The sequence below is a fragment of the Rhodococcus sp. P3_B8 genome, assembly GCF_056402775.1.
The window spans coordinates 13,231-29,635 of record NZ_JBFUGT010000022.1 but is presented as its reverse complement, the minus strand read 5'-3'; the positions used below and the strand labels follow the sequence as shown (position 1 = coordinate 29,635).

Annotated in this window: 18 protein-coding genes; 10 read left to right on the top strand and 8 right to left on the bottom strand. The window is 67.5% G+C overall.

Annotation, left to right across the window (positions count from 1 at the left end; genetic code table 11):
• Window positions 1-40: 40 nt before the first annotated feature.
• From AC1D1G_RS11575 to AC1D1G_RS11565, 3 genes are read left to right on the top strand one after another with little or no spacing between them, the layout of a single operon-like run.
• Window positions 41-976, top strand: a complete 936-nt coding sequence (locus tag AC1D1G_RS11575) for an alpha/beta hydrolase (protein ID WP_283351593.1) — start codon at window positions 41-43, stop codon at window positions 974-976.
• A gap of 17 nt (window positions 977-993) precedes the next feature.
• A complete protein-coding gene (locus tag AC1D1G_RS11570) occupies window positions 994-1,632 on the top strand; it encodes an alpha/beta hydrolase family protein (protein WP_280784573.1) in 639 nt (212 codons plus the stop codon).
• Between the two features lie 41 nt (window positions 1,633-1,673).
• Window positions 1,674-2,570 carry an alpha/beta fold hydrolase gene (locus AC1D1G_RS11565; RefSeq protein ID WP_280784572.1) on the top strand — a complete coding sequence of 299 codons (897 nt, stop codon included), beginning with the start codon at window positions 1,674-1,676 and terminating at the stop codon, window positions 2,568-2,570.
• 1 nt (window position 2,571) lies between these two features.
• Here the strand turns inward: AC1D1G_RS11565 and AC1D1G_RS11560 are convergent, their stop codons facing one another.
• Window positions 2,572-3,159 carry a phosphoribosylanthranilate isomerase gene (locus AC1D1G_RS11560; protein WP_280784571.1) on the bottom strand — a complete coding sequence of 196 codons (588 nt, stop codon included), beginning with the start codon at window positions 3,157-3,159 and terminating at the stop codon, window positions 2,572-2,574.
• 67 nt (window positions 3,160-3,226) lie between these two features.
• Between AC1D1G_RS11560 and AC1D1G_RS11555 the strand changes: the two genes are divergently transcribed.
• From AC1D1G_RS11555 to AC1D1G_RS11540, 4 genes are all read left to right on the top strand, one after another.
• On the top strand, window positions 3,227-4,531 hold the full coding sequence (locus AC1D1G_RS11555; RefSeq protein WP_477952217.1) for an alpha/beta hydrolase: 1,305 nt from the start codon (window positions 3,227-3,229) through the stop codon (window positions 4,529-4,531).
• A 27-nt stretch (window positions 4,532-4,558) separates the two neighbouring features.
• Window positions 4,559-5,278, top strand: coding sequence for an ABC transporter substrate-binding protein (locus AC1D1G_RS11550; protein ID WP_283330848.1), 720 nt, complete (start codon window positions 4,559-4,561; stop codon window positions 5,276-5,278).
• An 83-nt stretch (window positions 5,279-5,361) separates the two neighbouring features.
• Entirely contained in the window at window positions 5,362-6,597 is a 1,236-nt protein-coding gene (locus AC1D1G_RS11545) for an acyl-CoA dehydrogenase family protein (protein WP_477952216.1), read from the top strand.
• Between the two features lie 70 nt (window positions 6,598-6,667).
• Window positions 6,668-7,045: a VOC family protein gene (locus AC1D1G_RS11540; protein WP_477952214.1), complete on the top strand. Its 378-nt coding sequence runs from the start codon at window positions 6,668-6,670 to the stop codon at window positions 7,043-7,045.
• 3 nt (window positions 7,046-7,048) lie between these two features.
• Here the strand turns inward: AC1D1G_RS11540 and AC1D1G_RS11535 are convergent, their stop codons facing one another.
• The 6 genes from AC1D1G_RS11535 to AC1D1G_RS11510 form a co-directional block, all read right to left on the bottom strand.
• Window positions 7,049-7,855: an alpha/beta fold hydrolase gene (locus tag AC1D1G_RS11535; protein ID WP_477952213.1), complete on the bottom strand. Its 807-nt coding sequence runs from the start codon at window positions 7,853-7,855 to the stop codon at window positions 7,049-7,051.
• Window positions 7,856-8,869, bottom strand: coding sequence for an aldo/keto reductase (locus AC1D1G_RS11530; protein WP_477952212.1), 1,014 nt, complete (start codon window positions 8,867-8,869; stop codon window positions 7,856-7,858). It lies immediately after the preceding gene.
• The gene (locus AC1D1G_RS11525; protein WP_477952210.1) at window positions 8,866-9,297 is read right to left on the bottom strand and encodes a MerR family transcriptional regulator; all 432 of its coding nucleotides are present in this window, start codon (window positions 9,295-9,297) and stop codon (window positions 8,866-8,868) included. The genes AC1D1G_RS11530 and AC1D1G_RS11525 overlap by 4 nt, the downstream gene beginning before the upstream one ends.
• Before the next feature lie 66 nt (window positions 9,298-9,363).
• Window positions 9,364-10,767 carry an amidase gene (locus tag AC1D1G_RS11520; RefSeq protein ID WP_477952208.1) on the bottom strand — a complete coding sequence of 468 codons (1,404 nt, stop codon included), beginning with the start codon at window positions 10,765-10,767 and terminating at the stop codon, window positions 9,364-9,366.
• Window positions 10,768-10,799: 32 nt separating this feature from the next.
• Window positions 10,800-12,146 (bottom strand): MFS transporter, encoded by a 1,347-nt coding sequence (locus AC1D1G_RS11515; protein ID WP_477952207.1) that lies wholly within the window; start codon window positions 12,144-12,146, stop codon window positions 10,800-10,802.
• A 43-nt stretch (window positions 12,147-12,189) separates the two neighbouring features.
• The gene (locus AC1D1G_RS11510; RefSeq protein WP_477952205.1) at window positions 12,190-13,398 is read right to left on the bottom strand and encodes a CaiB/BaiF CoA transferase family protein; all 1,209 of its coding nucleotides are present in this window, start codon (window positions 13,396-13,398) and stop codon (window positions 12,190-12,192) included.
• 106 nt (window positions 13,399-13,504) lie between these two features.
• On the opposite strand from AC1D1G_RS11510, the gene AC1D1G_RS11505 reads away from it, so the two are divergent.
• Genes AC1D1G_RS11505 through AC1D1G_RS11495 form a run of 3 tightly spaced genes read left to right on the top strand, consistent with a single transcriptional unit; the run spans window position 13,505 to window position 14,900 of the window.
• Window positions 13,505-14,164, top strand: coding sequence for a TetR/AcrR family transcriptional regulator (locus AC1D1G_RS11505; protein WP_317569955.1), 660 nt, complete (start codon window positions 13,505-13,507; stop codon window positions 14,162-14,164).
• Between the two features lie 53 nt (window positions 14,165-14,217).
• A complete protein-coding gene (locus tag AC1D1G_RS11500; RefSeq protein ID WP_317569956.1) occupies window positions 14,218-14,553 on the top strand; it encodes a YidH family protein in 336 nt (111 codons plus the stop codon).
• Window positions 14,550-14,900, top strand: a complete 351-nt coding sequence (locus AC1D1G_RS11495; protein WP_283351604.1) for a DUF202 domain-containing protein — start codon at window positions 14,550-14,552, stop codon at window positions 14,898-14,900. Before AC1D1G_RS11500 ends, AC1D1G_RS11495 begins: the two co-directional genes overlap by 4 nt.
• A 22-nt stretch (window positions 14,901-14,922) precedes the next feature.
• Here the strand turns inward: AC1D1G_RS11495 and AC1D1G_RS11490 are convergent, their stop codons facing one another.
• Window positions 14,923-16,350 (bottom strand): amidase, encoded by a 1,428-nt coding sequence (locus tag AC1D1G_RS11490; protein ID WP_477952203.1) that lies wholly within the window; start codon window positions 16,348-16,350, stop codon window positions 14,923-14,925.
• Between the last annotated feature and the right edge of the window lie 55 nt (window positions 16,351-16,405).

Here is a 16,405-nt window from a genome sequence, read left to right as displayed (position 1 = left end):
CGAACCGCCTCGGTGCGGTTCCCCATCACGAGGAGAACTCATGACGCTCGACCCCGACATGGCAGTGCTGCTGGACAAGCTGAACGACTGGGACGCCGCCGCAGGTCCGCAGACGACGATCGAAGGCGCCCGCAAGCGCATCGAGGAGATGCGTGCCCTCTACTTCGAACCCGAACTGCTCGAGGTACGAGAAGTCGAGAACGTCACCGTCCCGGGTCCTGCCGGCGGCATCCCCGCCCGGATCTACCGGCCGGACACGGAGGAGTCGACTCTGCCGACCGTCCTGTACCTGCACGGCGGCGGCTGGGTGATGGGCGGCCTCGACTCGCACGAGTCACACGCTCGACGCGTCTGCGCCCGAACCGGCTCCGTCGTCGTCGCCGTCGACTACCGGCTGGCACCGGAACACCCGTTCCCGGCGGGCTACGACGACTGCCTGGCATCGCTCCACTGGATCCACGACACCATCGATCGGCTGGGCGGCGACGCGTCCCGAATTGCCGTCGCCGGAGACAGCGCGGGTGCAAATCTCGCGGCGTCGGTGGCCTTGGCGGCCCGCGACGCGGAACTTCCTCTGCGGGCACAACTGCTGCTGTACGTGCCGGTGCATCTCGCGAAGCGTTACCCGTCGATGGACGAACTCGCCGACGGGTATTTCCTCAGGATGCCGGCAAACGAGGACATGGGGGCCGGCTACCTCGACGACCGCAGACTGTCGTCGGACCCCCGCGTCTCGCCGATCGAGGGCGATCTGGCGGGGGTGGCACCCGCCATCGTGTGCGGGGCCGAATGCGATCCGCTCCGAGATCACGCCCCCGCGTACGCCGCTGCGCTGGAGGCCGCCGGTGTGCCGGTGCGACTCCGGATCTCGCCGGGCATGCTGCACGGGTACTGGAGCATGGGCGTCGTGCCACGCGCCAACGACCTCGCGAACCAGCTGTGCGAAGAACTCGCGGAGTTGCTCGCCCCGGAGTAGCTCGCCATTCCACTACCGTGAACCGCATGAACGAGTTGCTGGAACGTGACGGTGTGCGCGGACATCTCCACCGCCCCGCGGGTGACGCAGTGGCGGGGCTGGTTCTGACGCATGGAGCGGGAAGTGACTGCGACACAAAGCTGTTGCGTGCCATGACCGACGGGTTCGTGGAGCGGGGCGTCGTCGTCCTGCGGTTCGATCTGCCGTTCCGTCAGCGCCGCGCGTCGGGTCCGCCGCATCCGTCGAAGGCGGCGGAGGATCGGGACGGCGTCGCGGCCGCGGTGGCCGTGATGCGGGAGCTGGTGTCGGCGCCGGTGTGGGCAGGCGGGCACTCGTACGGCGGGCGGCAGGCGTCCATGCTCGCTTCGGAGCGACCGGGTCTCGTCGACGCCCTGTTGTTGCTGTCGTACCCGCTGCATCCACCGGCCAAGCCGGAGAAGCTCCGCACCGAGCACCTGCCCGGTCTCCGCACCCCAACCGTGGTGGTGCACGGTTCGAAGGACCCATTCGCGACCACCGGCGAAATGCGGTCGGCACTCGAACTGATCCCCGCACCGACGACGCTCGTCGAACTCGAGGGGGCCCGCCACGATCTGGCCCCGGACAAGTTCCCGGTGGTCGAACGCGCGGTCACGGCCATGCTCGACCTTCTGTAGGGCGGGCGAGGACGGCCGCGCGTCGTCGGTATGTTCGGTGAATGAGCAACGTGCAGACGAACGCGCCCCACTGGTTCACCACGGCGTTGGCGTCGCCGGTCGACACCGGCCGGGTCGACGTCGCCGGGGCGCAGGTCCACTACCGTGCGTGGGGGCCGTCGGGCTCACCGGGAATCGTGCTCGTGCACGGCGGCGCCGCCCACAGCCGGTGGTGGGACCATGTGGCACCCATGCTGGCCACGGGCCGTCGCGTCGTCGCACTCGACCTGACCGGGCACGGTGACAGCGACCGGCGCGCGGAGTACGGCCTGGAGCAGTGGGCGGAGGAAGCCCTGGCGGTGGCGAAGCCGGCGGGCATCTCGGGGGCGCCGGTGTTCGTCGGGCACAGCATGGGCGGCATGGTGTCCTACGTGGCAGCGCAGCTGTTCGGCGAGGATCTGGCCGGTGTCCAGCTGATCGATTCGCCCGTCCTCGCCCGCACACCGGAGGAGGAGGAAGCGCGCAAGCAGCGTGCCTTCGGTCCGAAGAAGGTCTACCCGTCCAGGGCCGAGGCGCTCGAGCGGTTCCGGTTCGTCCCGCCGCAGGACACCGCGGTGCCCGCGGTCCTGCGTCACGTCGCCGAGAACTCGATGGAGGAGGTGGACGGCGGCTGGTCGTGGAAGTTCGATTCCACGTTCTTCGCGCGCCACGGCAGCAACCACCTCGGTGGATCCGACCCACGCTGCCGCATCGCGTACTTCCGCGCCGAGAACGGCATCGTCACCGACGCCATGATGGACGACATGCGCCGTCGATTCGGGCCCACCGCGGTGGTCGTGGAAATCCCCGACGCCGGACATCACGTGATGATCGACCAGCCGCTCGCGCTCGTCGTGGGCATCCGGACGGTGCTCGCGTCGTGGGACGTCGAAGATTCCGTGGCCGGGATGCCGGGCTGACTCAGTCGCCGGACCGGACGGCGGCGACGAACTGCTCGATCAGCGCCGCATCCTTCACTCCACGCGAGGATTCGACACCGCTCGACACGTCGACGCCCCACGCGCCGGTCGCGTCGACGGCGGCCCGCACGTTGCCGGGATGAAGTCCGCCGGCGAGGATCCACTCGCCGTCGGGCCGGCTCTGGTTCGCCCAGTCCCAGGGCACGCCCGCCCCGGCGGTCGCCCCGTCGACGAGGATGCGGTCGGCGCCGAAATCGCCCGACGTGTCACCGGCGACCACGGCACGGATCACGCCGAGCCCCGCCTCCCGCAACCGGGCGACGTCGTCGGCGGACTTCAGGTCGTGCACCTGGACGGTCCCGAGACCCGCCGCGGCGGCGACCTCGATCACCTCCGACACGGGACTCCCCTTGAACACACCCACCGCGACGGTGTGACCGGTGACCCGGCGGACCAGCGGCGCGGCGTCCTCGGGGGAGATCCGGCGGACGCTGTCGGCGAACACGAAACCCACGGCGTCGACGCCGAGGCGCACGGCCAGGTCGACGGAGGCCTCGTCTCGCAGACCGCACACCTTGATGAATGTCACTCCGGCAATTTTACCGGTCGCTCCGAGTCGCCGACGCAGTGCGGGTTCGCGCTCTAGGCTTCGTGACGTGGAATGGCTCAGCGACCTCAGCGTGATCTCAGGGCCTCTGCCCTGGATCCTCACGGTGATCGGTGCGCTCGGCGGCGTGTGGCTGCTCGCCGCCCGCGCACCCTGGTACCCCAGGAAAGCGATTCCGATCTGCCTGGCCGTGTCGGTGGTGGTCACCGTCGTCCTCTACGCGATGGTCGAGAAGGTGCTCCGGCCGTTCCCCGACCCCATCGAGATCTCCATCTACGTGTGGATCGGTCTGGGGCTCTTCGCGATCGTCCTGCTCGTGCCGAGGATCCGCGCCGGCCGGACGGTGAAAGCCGCCGTCGTCTCGGTCCTCGCGGTTCTCGCCGTGATTCTCGCGTCCGCGACGCAGATCAACCTGGTGTTCGACGCCTACCCCACGGTGGGCACGGCCTTCGGGGCGGAGCCGTTCGACCGGGTTCAGATGAACGACCTCGGCAGCGCCGCCGAGAACGTGGTGACGGGAACACCTCTCGACGCGTCGTGGACCGCCCCGCCCGGAATGCCGAGCGAGGGACGGGTCCTGACGGCGACCGTTCCCGGGACGGCGTCGGGGTTCGCCGCCCGCGACGCCGAGATCTACTTCCCGCCGGCCTACTTCGCCAACCCACGCCCCCTGTTGCCGGTGCTCGTGATGCTGGCCGGTCAGCCCGGTTCGCCGGAGGACTGGTTCGCCGGCGGCAAGCTCGCCACCACGATGAACGAGTTCGCCGCGAAGCACGGGGGACTGGCCCCGATCGTGGTGGTGGCGGACGGCACCGGCTCGCAGATCGCGAACCCCCTGTGTGTCGATTCGAAGCTGGGCAACGTGGCCACGTATCTGGCGAAGGACGTTCCGTCCTGGGTGAAGTCGAACCTGCAGGTGAACCCGGACCACAAGGCGTGGGCCATCGGCGGCCTCTCCTACGGCGGCACCTGTTCGCTGCAGATGGCCACCAACTATCCCGACGTGTACCCGACGTTCCTCGACATCTCGGGTCAGGAAGAACCCACACTCGGCGACCACCAGCGCACCCTCGACGAGGCGTTCGGCGGTGACGAGGCCGCGTTCAAGAAGGTCAACCCGCTCGATCTGATGGCGTCGAACAAGTACCCGGACTCGGCAGGGGTCTTCGTGGTCGGCTCCGACGACGACGCCTACAAACCGGGCGCGCAGAAGGTGTATCAGGCAGCGAAGGCCGCGGGTATGGACGTGCAGTACGCGGAGGTCCCCGGCGGGCACAGCTTCGCGGTGTGGTCGGCGGGGCTGGAGAAGGAACTGCCGTGGCTGGCACAGCGGTTGGGGCTGATCGGCTCGTAGGCACTCGTCACGGCGGAGAGGGATGAGATGACGGCGGCAGCGCACATACTGCGAGTGGGTTCGGCGTTGCCCGACCCGCCGTTCGAATTCCGGGACGGCGGGGCTCCTGCGGGTTTCGATGTCGAGTTCACGCGGGCCGTCGCGCAGGTGCTCGGCCTCGAATGGTCGCTCGTCCCGTACCGGGGCACCGACTTCAACGGCATCTTCGATGCGCTGGCGGACGGTGAATTCGACTGCATCGCCTCGGGAACCACCGTGACACCGCAGCGGAGGGCGCGCGCAGATTTCTGCGCTCCGTACCTCGTGTCGGGTCAGTCCCTCGCCGTCGACACGTCGCGGCATCCGGGAGTGCGCGGGGTGGACGACCTGGGCGGTCTGACCGTCGGTGTCCAGCACGGCAACACGAGTCAGCCGATCGTGGAGAGACTGGTTGCGGAGGGTCGCGCGGGCGCGATCAGGGTGTACGCCTACGACCGGATCGGGCAGGCCCTCGACGACCTGTCCTCGGGCGGGTGCGACGCCGTCATGAAACTCGCGCCTGTCCTCACCTGGCTCGTCCGGGATCGCCCGCACGTGGAGGTGGTCGAACGGGGAATCTCCCGCGAGGAGATCGCCGTCGCCGTCCGCACGGGCGATCACGCGCTGCGCGAACGCATCGAGTCGGCGCAGCGCACCCTGGCCGCGGACGGCACCCTCGACCGGCTGAGGTCGACGTGGCTCGGGGTCGGTGAAACGGACGGCCGCTAGTGCTGACCGGCACACCTGTCCAAGAATAGGAACGTGTTCTATATTTGCGGCAACCCTTTCTCTCAGTGACTGGAGTGCCCGGCATGTATGAGTGGTCAGATACCGACCTGATGTTCCGCGACGCGATCCGCGGTTTCATCGACAAGGAGATTCGACCGCACGTCGACAAGTTGGAGACCGGTGAGCTGCCTCCGTTCGACATCATCCGCAAACTCTTCGCCACCTTCGGTCTGGACGAGATGGCCCGTGACGCGCTGACGAAGTCGTTGGACCGCGAACGCAGTGGGGCCGTGTCCGGCGCGAAGGAAGAGAAGTCCGGCGGCCTCGGCGGTGCGGGCAGCATGGGCGTCATCATGAACGCCGAGTTGGCCGGCGTCAGCCTCGGGCTCGTCGCCTCGCTCGGGGTGAGCCTCGGGCTGGCGGCGGGCACCATCCGCAGTCGCGGGACGCTGGCGCAGAAGGAGCGCTGGCTACCCGGACTGGTCACGTTCGAGAAGGTCGGAGCCTGGGCCATTACCGAGCCCGACTCCGGCTCGGACGCGTTCGGCGGCATGAAGTCGTACGTGCGCCGCGACGGCGACGACTACATCCTCAACGGGCAGAAGACGTTCATCACCAACGGCCCGTACGCCGACGTCATCATCGTCTACGCGAAGCTCGACGAGGGAGACTCGTCCGTCGACCGCCGCGACCGGAAGGTTCTCGCCTTCGTCCTCGACGCGGGCATGGAGGGGCTCACCCAGGGTGCGCCGTTCAAGAAGATGGGCATGAACTCCTCACCCACCGGAGAACTGTTCTTCGACAACGTGCGCCTCACCCGCGACCGTCTGCTCGGCGAGACGGAGGGCGGCGGCAAGTCCGACGGCAAGTCCAGCGCGAAGGAGAGCTTCGCGGCCGAACGGATCGGCATCGCGTCGCTGTCACTGGGCATCATCAACGAGTGTCACCGGCTGTGCGTCGACTACGCCAAGTCCCGCAAGCTGTGGGGTAAGGAGATCGCCCAGTTCCAGCTCATCCAGCTCAAGCTCGCGGAGATGGAAATTGCCCGCATCAACGTGCAGAACATGGTCTTCAACGCCATCGAGCGCACCGCGGCGGGGGATCAGGTGAGCCTCGCGGAGGCGTCGGCGATGAAGCTCTACTCCTCGCGGGCGGCCACAGAGGTGGCGATGGAGGCGGTGCAGTTGTTCGGCGGCAACGGGTACATGGCCGAGTACCGGGTGGAGCAACTCGCGCGCGATGCGAAGTCGCTGATGATCTACGCAGGCAGCAACGAGATCCAGGTGACGCACATCGCGAAGGGTCTGCTGGCGATGTGAGGTGTGGCCCTCGGGAACAAATGTCGTACGGCGTACGTTAGTGGGGTGTCGTCAACGAAAGGACACCACCGTGAAGGTCACCGCGAGCGCACTGTCGCTGAACGTCGCAGACCCCAGTGCGTCGGCCGAGTTCGCCAAGTCCCACCTGGGCTTCGTCGAGGAGATGGCAGCCGAGGGCTTCGTGTCACTGAAGCGTGCGGACGTGGGCTTCAATCTGGTCTTCCTGGAGACCGGACTGGAAACCTTCAAGCCCGCGCGGATCGCCGGTGACGCCGGCCAGGGGTTGCTGATCGCGCTCGTCGTCGACGGTATCGACGCCGAATACGAGCGACTGCAGGCGGAGGGTGTCCCGATCGTGACGCCCATCGAAACCGAGCCCTGGGGCGAACGCTACTTCCAGATGAGCGACCCCAACGGGGTGATCATCCAACTGGTCGAATGGATGTAGCGGTCACACCGAAGCGAGGAACGGCTCGACGGCCGCGAGCACCTCGGTGCTCGCGGCCACCGCCGTCGAGTGGTCGAAACCGGGCAGGATCGTCAGCGACGCACCGGGAATCAGTGCCGCCACCCGCTGGGTGTCGCCGATCCTCTCGGCGTCGTTCGAACCGACGAACAACAGGGTGGGGACGGCGATCCCGCGCAGGACGTCGTCGTCCACGCCCGGCTCCACACCGGAACGCCGCATGTACGCGGCGAGCGCCTTCGCGTCGTTCGCCGTGAACGCCGCCCGGGTGCCGGCGTCGATCGGCCACGCGCGCAGGGCATTCCACTGCCCCAGGAACGCATCCATGCCGTCCCGCTCGAGGACGTCGATGCAGCCCGGGAAAAACAGGCGGTCGAACGCGCCGGCCTGCGGTCGGCTGCTGCCACCGCCGACGATCAGGCTCTCCAGCCGTTCGGGCGCCCCGACCGCCAAGGCCAGCGCGACCCGGCCGCCGAGCGAATACCCCAGCACGTGCGCGCTCGGAAGATCCAGGTGGTCGAGGACCGCCAGAACGTCGCCGCTGACCAGCTCCATGGCGTACGCGCTCTCGTCGTGCGGCTTGTCGCTGCGCCCGTGGCCCCGCAGATCGACCAGGATCAGCCGGTACCGGTCACGCAGCGCGGCGACGTAACCGAATCCCCGCCAGATCGCGTGGGAGAGCGCCGTGCCGTGAAGGAGAACGAGCGGCTCACCGTCGCCGACGGTCTTGTACGCGATCCGGACACCGTCGACGGGATTGGTAGCGTGCTCCACCCGCCCAGTCTGCATCACTCAGAAGTCGCGGCCCTCCGACACCCACTGCAGATCCTCCGAACGCGCACCCTCCACGTGCTCCCCGGCCGAGTTCAGCACCGCCAGCTGCGCCGCATCGAGTTCGATACCGAGAGCACCGGCGTTCTCCGTCACCCGTTCCGCACTGCGGGTTCCGGGGATGGGCACGACCGGAAGTCCGAACGCGCGGCCTTGCGCGTAGAGCCACGCCAGCGCAACCTGTGCGGGCGTGGCACCCAGGTCGCCTGCGACCGAATTCACCGCGTCCACCACGCCGAAGTTCCGCTGCAGCGTGCCCGCCGCGAACCGGGGGAGAGTCCGGCGGAAGTCGTTGGGCGCCAAGGTATCGACGCCGGTGACGGTCCCGGTGAGGAACCCCCGGCCGAGCGGCGAGTAGGGGACGAACCCGACACCCAGTGCAGCCGTTGCCGGCACGATCCGCGCCTCGACGTCGCGGCTCCAGATGCTCCATTCCGACTGGACTGCCGTGATGGGATGCACCGCGTGCGCTGACGCCAGCTCCCCGGCCGTCACCTCCGACAGTCCGAGGTGTCGCACCTTGCCCGCCGCCACCAATTCGGCCATCGCACCGACGGTGTCCTCGATCGGAACCGACGGGTCGGGGCGGTGCAGGTAGTAGAGGTCGATCGTGTCGGTGCCGAGTCGGCGCAGGCTGGCGTCCACCGCCTCGTGGACGTAGGCGCGGTCGCCGCGGGTCGAGGCGCCGCCCTCGCTCCGCTTCCTCGGATCCCCCACAATCCCGAACTTGGTTGCCAGCGTGACTTCCTCGCGCCGGTCCCTCAGTAACTGCGCGATCAACCGCTCGTTGTCGCCGGCCCCGTACACGTCGGCGGTGTCGAGGAAACTCACTCCGAGATCCACCGCGTGATGCAGCGTCGCGAGCGCCTTCCCCGGTTCCACCCCGCCGTAGACGGGTGTGAGAGCCATTCCTCCGAAACCCATGTCGGAGACGGTGAGCGCGTCACCCAGGGTTGTCGTACCGATGTCGGTCATACTTCTCCTCGTCGTTGTCGGGCAGGGTCTTCGTCGGTCCCTGCGATGAGGGCCCGGTAGTGATCGACCTTGGTGTCGAGTGCCGCCAGGGCGTCGTCGAGCCTCGCCTGCTGGGCGAGGATGCGTTCGCGATGCGCGAGCAGCAGCGCCAACCGCCGCTCGTGGGTCTCGGCGTCCCCAGCCAGCAGCACCGCGAAACGCTGCATGTCACTGGTCGGCATGCCCGTCGTCCGCAGCTTCACCAGCAGTTCGATCAGCCGCACGTCCCGCTCGCTGTAACGGCGGCGACGGTCCGAACCCCGCGCGATCGTCGGGATCATCCCCTCGCGCTCGTACCAGCGCAGGGTGTCCTGCGTGAGGCCCGTGATCGCCGCGACCTCCGAGATACTCGCGAACGTTCCGGTCGACTGCTCCAACTGGGTGGCCATGACTGAACCGTACGACTTGGAGTGCACTCCAGCGCAAGAGCCGGGCGACTCCGTACCCTTGCTACGTCACAGAGGGGGTCGCAGCTGACCTGCATCCCTTTCGAGTGCTGCGCCGACCTGGAGGAGGAGGTCGTCGCGGTGGTGTGAGGCGATGAGTTGGACCGCGCAGGGCAGCCCGTCGGCGCTCAGGCCCATGGGGATGCTGATGGCCGGATTGCCGGTGTCGTTGAATACCGAGGTGTAGGTGATGGGTATCGTCCGGTCGCGCAGCGCCGCGCTCATGTCCGGTCCTTCGGCGGGCCAGGCGGTGGTGGGTGTGGTGGGCGTGAGCAGCAGGTCGTACGGCTCGAACAGGTCGGCCGCCCACACATCGAGCCGGCTGCGGTATTCCCAGTAGCGGGCGAGGTCGTCGAGGGTGGTGGCGCGACCGCGGTCGAGAATCGCCGCGAACCATGGTTCGAAATCTTCTGGACGTGAGTCGAACTCGTCCCGTACCGCAGTGAACCTGATGTACGCGAGGATCTGCTGGCGCAGTTGGAGCGATGCGGGGAACGTTTCCGCGCCGGGGAGTGCAGTGTTGTCGTCCATGACTTGGTGACCGAGTGAGCGCAGCGACTGGGTGGCACGCTCGACCGCGTGCAGGATGTCCGGGTGCGGATTCGCGACGCCGAAGGTCCGGTTGACGCCGACCCGCAGCCGCGGCGACGGCCGATCCAGTGCACCGCGGTAAGAGTATCCAGGATCCGGCAGCGAGAACGTGTCTGCGGGATGGTATCCGGCGACGATGTCGAGGTGCAGTGCGGTGTCACGAACGCTGCGACCCATCGGGGTCGGGCAACTGTGATGGGTCCAGGCAGGTGATGCTGCGGGAATGCGGCCACGGGTGGGTTTGAGGCCGACGATTCCGCACAGAGCTGCGGGGATTCGGGTGGATCCGCCGCCGTCGCCCGCGGTGGCGAGCGGTGCGAGGCCGGCGGCGACCGCGGCGGCCGATCCACCGCTCGAACCGCCGGCCGAGGCCATCGGGTTCCACGGGTTTCGGGTGGTGCCGAAGGCGTCGTTGTCGGTGTGGATGGCGGCGCCCATCGGGGGCGCGTTCGTCTTCCCGATCACGATGGCTCCCGCACGACGAAGGCGGGCGACGTGGATACTGTCCGCGACGGCGTCCGGCCCGAGGCAGAACGCCTTTGTCCCTCTGCTGGTAGGGAATCCGCGCGCGTTCTCGAGGTCTTTGACCACGACCGGTATTCCGGTGAGTGGTCCGACCGTGATTCCGCGGGCGATGTTTCCGGTTGCGGTGGCGGCTTCTGCCCGTGATCGATCGGCGTCGAGGGAGACGACCGCATTGATGTCCGGGTTGTGCTTGTCGATCCGGTCGAGAAAGTGCTCGACCAGTTCGGTCGGGGAGAGGGCCTTGGCATGGATCATGGCGGCGAGATCGCTGACCGCGGTGAAGGCGAAGTCGGACATGCTGATTGTGGCTCCTGCTGTCGAATGTCGGGTCAGTTCGGACTGGATGCGGCGAGTCGGTGGGCGTCCCGCGGGGGATCGACGGTGACGATCGCGACGAGGCCGCCGATCACCATCACCACGGCGGCGGTGAGGAAGGCGTTCTGGTACCCGGCGTGCACGGAGTCCGACCAGCCGATGATCTTGCCCGTCAGAAACGGCGCAATGACCCCGGGCAAGGTGCTCACGGCAAGAGTGATTCCGAAAATTGCGCCGCGCTGATGGGCGGGCATGATTTCTGCCATGGTCAGATAACCGAGGGGGTAGGCCAGCGTGGGTGCACCGAAGGCGATGACCGCCAAAGCAATACACAGGGGCGTGGAATCGACGAACGGGAACGCCAGCATGCAGATGCCGGCGACGGTCACCGCAGTGCCCTGCACGACTCCTCGCATCCATCTACTCGACACACCGCGGCGGATCATCACCCCGGTCAGCGGGACGACGGTGAGCACCAGGACGAGCGACAGCGCCGCCTTGCCGCTGATGACCGACGCCGCACCGCCGGGTGTCATGTCGACCTGAGACTCCAGGTAGGCCGGCACCCACGCCACGGCAATGGCCATGGACCAGTACGCCCCGAAACTGCACGCCAGTCCGCCGAGCACCGTCCCGTTTCCCAGTAGCGTGCGGTACGGCAGTCGCGGGCGGGTCGGGTCACCGTCCGCAGACGCTGCCGGGTCGGCGGTGAACGGTCCGTCCTGGCCGAACCGCAACCACAGAACCGACCACACCATGGCGACGACGCTCAGCGCGATGAATGCGGCGCGCCAACCGTAGTTGGTGATGATGAAGGCCAGGACTGGTGCCGCGAGTAGGAGTCCGATCGAGCCGCCGGCGATTTGCAATGCCGTAGGCAGTGCGCGTTTCCCCTCGGGGAACCACTTGTACAGGGCGTGCATGGACATCGGTGACGCGGGTCCCTCGGCGGCGCCGAGCAGCATGCGGCTGACGACCAGCGTCGGCACTGCCGCCACGAGGAGTACCGGAATCGGTGCGAGTGCCCAGCCCACCGCGAGGGAGAACAGGATCATGCGGCTCGACATCCGAGTGGAGATCAACCCCACCAGGAGTCCGGTGAGGTTGAACAACAGGTAGAAAGCGCTGGCAACCAGGCCATAGGTGCTCTCGCTCATGTTCAACTCGTCCATGAGGGGTATCGCCGCGAATCCGAGCACTGCCTTGTCGGCGAAGTTGATCAGCATGAACACGACGATCAGGCCGAGAACGGTCCAGGAGCGCCGTCGGTCGAATACAGGTTCATCCGGCTGTCTGGGAGTGGGCGGGTGCGGTGTCTTCGTTGTGGCCGCGGAAGTCCGTTGGATCCCGGTGTCGGTCATGGCAGTGTCCTCGAAGTCGTGGGATGCGGTGCGCCGGTCACGTTCAGATGACGCCGTCGGTGCGTAAGCGGGCGAGGTCGTCGCCGGACAGGCCCAGCATCTCGGTGAGGACCGCGTCGGTATGCTCCCCCAGATCGGGGCCGAGGGTGCGGATCCGGCCGGGAGTGCCCGTCATGCGCGGCAGCGGTGCGGCCATCGGCAACACGCCGTGCTGCTCGTCGTCGACGGTGACGACGGTGCCGCGTTCGCTGTAGTGCGGGTCGGCGGCGATGTCGGCGATGTTCATGATCGGAGCGGCCGGAATAGCTGCGTCGTTGAGGAGTTTGACAGCGTGGTCGGCGGTCTGGTCGGCCACCCAGTCGGTGATGATCGAATACAGCGCATCCTGGTGGACGACGCGGTCGGTGCGGGTGGCGAAGCGAGGATCGGTGGCGAGGTCCGGTCGCTCGAGGACCGCGGCGAGCTTGCGGAACAGCGGGTCGGTGCCGGCGTGCAACGAGATCCGCCGTTCGTCGGCGGTGTCGAAGTCGCTCGCCGGCACGATGCCCAGATTCTTGTTGCCCAACCTCTCGCGGATCTGACCGGCGGCCCCGTAGGCGAGCAGTGCGTTCTCGCTGGCCCGGAAGCCGGCCTCGTAGAGCCCGAGATCGATGATCTGCCCGGTACCTCCGCGATGGTCGCGGTGGTAGAGCGCGGTGACGGTGGCGAACGCTGCGAGATACGCCGACATGTAGTCGACCACCGAGTATCCCGAACGCACCGGATCCCGATCCGGCTCACCGCTCACATAGGTCAGGCCCGCGAAGGCACTCGAGATCCGATCGAACGCACCGCGGTCGCGGTAGGGCCCGGTCAGGCCGTACCCGGTGATGAACACCAGAACGGCTCGAGGGTTGAGTTGCTGCAGTGTCTCCGGTCCGAGTCCCCACTTCTCCAGAGTCGGTGGCCGATAGTTCGACACCACCACGTCGAACTGCGGGATCAGCTGCCGGACCAGGTCCCGGCCGCATTCGGTGCGCAGGTCGATCGTCACCGATTTCTTGTTGCGCCCCTCCTGGACCCATTGGAGTGAACGGTGACGACCGTCCTCGCTGCCGAGCCCGGCCCGCGTGAAATCCCCGGTGCCCGGCTCCTCGACCTTGACCACCTCGGCACCGAAGTCGCCCAGGAAGGTCGCGGTGACCGGCGCGGCCAGCACCGTGGACAAATCCAGAACCCGAATGCCTTCCAACGGCAACTGAGTGTCCGTCATACCCGCCCCACCTTCTAACGAAGTGTTATTAACGTTTGGTAGTAACGGACTGTATATTGTGAGTGAGGTCACCACAAGGTGCCGAGGAGAAATCGGAGGACGGTCGATGACCGAGGCGGGTGCAACGCAGAAGAAGCCGCGTAGGCGGCGTGGAAGCCGCGAAGACACCGAGAACGAATTACTCGACGCCACACTGCGATTACTCGAACGCGACGGTGTACTCGCCGGCATCACGCTGCGGGAGGTCGCGCAGGAGGCCGGTGTCAATCACGGGCAGATCTACCAGTATTTCGGCAGCAGACAGATGCTGCTGCGGGCTGCGATCAGCCGCCTGGTCGACCAGAACCGCCTCGACCCCGACGAGCATTGGAGCCTTCCGTTCAGTGACCGCCGGCGGGTGATGTGGCAGCGAGCCCGACAGCATCCCGATTTCGTCAAACTCGAGGCATTGCTCGCCCTCGACGGCGACCCCGACTTCACCCTCTTCCCGCTACTCGACCGGACCCGTGCCGCGCTCGACCGAGACGAGGACACCGGGGCGCTGCCACAGGGCGCCGACGGAGAAGTCATGCACGCCTTGACCGCCGCCACCTATCTCGGATACGGCATATTCCGCGACACCATCGCCAGGGACCTGGGCATCTCGCTCGACGAACTCGACGAACGCGCCGGAGCCGTATTCGACCAGATCCTCGACGGACTGCAGAACGCTGACACCCCAGCACGCACCTCCGACCGTGCAACCACACCTCGCGCGGGCAAGTAGGCGACGCCCGTCGCCGCGGCGCCATGTCCAACCGGAAGAATTGGAGGGCGTCCATGCCTGACCACCCCGAACCCGACTACCGCTTCACCCTCGCGAACGAGCGCACCTTTCTCGCCTGGATCCGCACCTCACTGGCACTGATTGCGGGGGCGGTGGCCGTCACCCATCTCGCACCGACATTCGGCAACTCGTCTACCGGCACTGCCCTCGCGATCGGCTCCACCCTGCTCGCCGTCACCATTATCATCGGCAGTTACTTCCACTGGCGCTCAGTCCAACTCGCCATGCGTCGAGGGCTGCCATTGCCCACGTCCCCGCTGATGCGGATCCTGGTCTGCGGCACCACCGGCCTCGCGGTCCTCACGATGACCACCCCGCTCCTCGGATGACCGATCCGACCGAACGCGATCAGGGTCTGCAACCCGAGAGAACCGCATTGTCGTGGCGCCGGACTGCCCTGTCGTCGGCCACGGTGGCCGGCATCCTCACCCACGCTGCAATACGGACGCAGCACACCGCCGCGATCGTTCCCGCTGCCGCAGCATTGATGACCATGAGCACCATCGTCGTCGTCGCGGGGCTGCGCGGCCGTGCTCTACGTCGGCACACTGCGCGTCTCCCCGACAAGGTCCCCGCCCTGACAAGCCTGGCGGTGCTCACTACCGCACTCGCAGAACTAGTGACGCTCGACCTCCCCCCCATGACACCAACCGATCCGGCGAATGAGGTTGAGTGATCGGGCAAGTCACCCGCGTACCTCACACTCCGGGACGATGCTCTCGCGTGTAGTCCCACGGTCGCAGCTGTTCGACGGCCTTGCCGACCCGGAAGACGGTGGCGTCGTCGTAGGTGTGCCCGACGATCTGCACCCCGGTGGGGACGCCGGATGACGCGTGACCGCTGGGGACGGCCAGGACCGGACACCGGTTGTTGATGTTGAACGGGAGGGTGAGCAACGCCTCCGCGGCGTGATCGAGCCGCTGATCGTCGACGACGATCCCGTCGAGCATGTCGTCCCCCGCGGGGTAGGCCGATACGCCGGACGTCGGGCACAGCAGGGCATCGAACCCGGACATCGCCTCGGCGAGCTGTCGGTGCATCCGGGTCTCGATTCGCAAACCGTCGACGAAGGTGGCCCCCGTGCGCGCGCTCGCGGTTTGGGTCGCGAACGCGCGGGTGTAGGGGGCGAGAAGATCCTCGTTCCCGGCCGCGATCTGCGCCACGATCGCACCCATGATCGTGCCGAAATGTGTTGTCACTGCCAGTCGGATCTCCTCGGCGGTCCACGGCAGCTCGATCTCCTCGACGATCGCCCCGGCGGTCTCGAGCGCACGTGCCACCGCGCGCGTGTTGGCCTCGATCTCCGGTTCCACCACGAAGCAGCCCAGCCGGATACTCAACGCCACGCGCATGCCCTCCACCGAGGGGTACTCGGTGGGCAGCGTGATCGCAGGACGTAGTGAGGTGTGGTCGCGGACGTCCGGCCCGATGAGCGTGTTCGCCAACAGGATCGTGTCGTCGACGGTGCGTGCCATGGGACCGTCGCCGCGATAGAAGTCCATGCTCATCGGAGGCACCCCGGGGATTCGCCCGTACGGGGCCTTGTATCCGACGGTCCCGGTGAACGCCGCCGGGCCCCGGGTCGAGCCGCCGATGTCCGACGCGGTCGCCAGCGGGGTGGTTCCGGCGGCCAGCGCCGCCGCGGAGCCGCCGGAGGATCCGCCCGGGCTGTAGGCGAGGTTCCAGGGGTTGCGGGTCACGCCCCACATCGGGGTGTGGGTGAACCCGGCGACGCTGAATTCGGGGGTGGTGGTGCGGGCGTGGATGATGCCGCCTGCGGCGTGGATTCGCTCGATCACCGGAGCGCTCTCGGCCGCGACAACGTCCTTGTTCACCAGCGAGCCCTCGGTGAGGGATCGCCCGGCGATAGCGTGCTTTTCCTTGGCGGCCACCGGAATGCCCTCCAGCGGACGCGGCGCCGGGCCGCGTCCGAGATAGCGCTGCTCGGCTTCCTCGGCCTGTACGAGTGCCTCGTCGAAGAGTTGCTCGCAGAACGCGTTCACGTGGGGTTCGACCTGCTCGGCACGGTCGATGAGGGCGTGCATCAGCTCTACCGGGGACAGTTCGCGCGAGTCGAACAGTGCTCGCGCTGCGGTGGCGCTGAGGTACGGGAGATCGGTGGTCATATGTTCCTCGTCTTTCGTGAACCCGATGGGTTGTCGAAGCTGTTGTGGCGCAGTG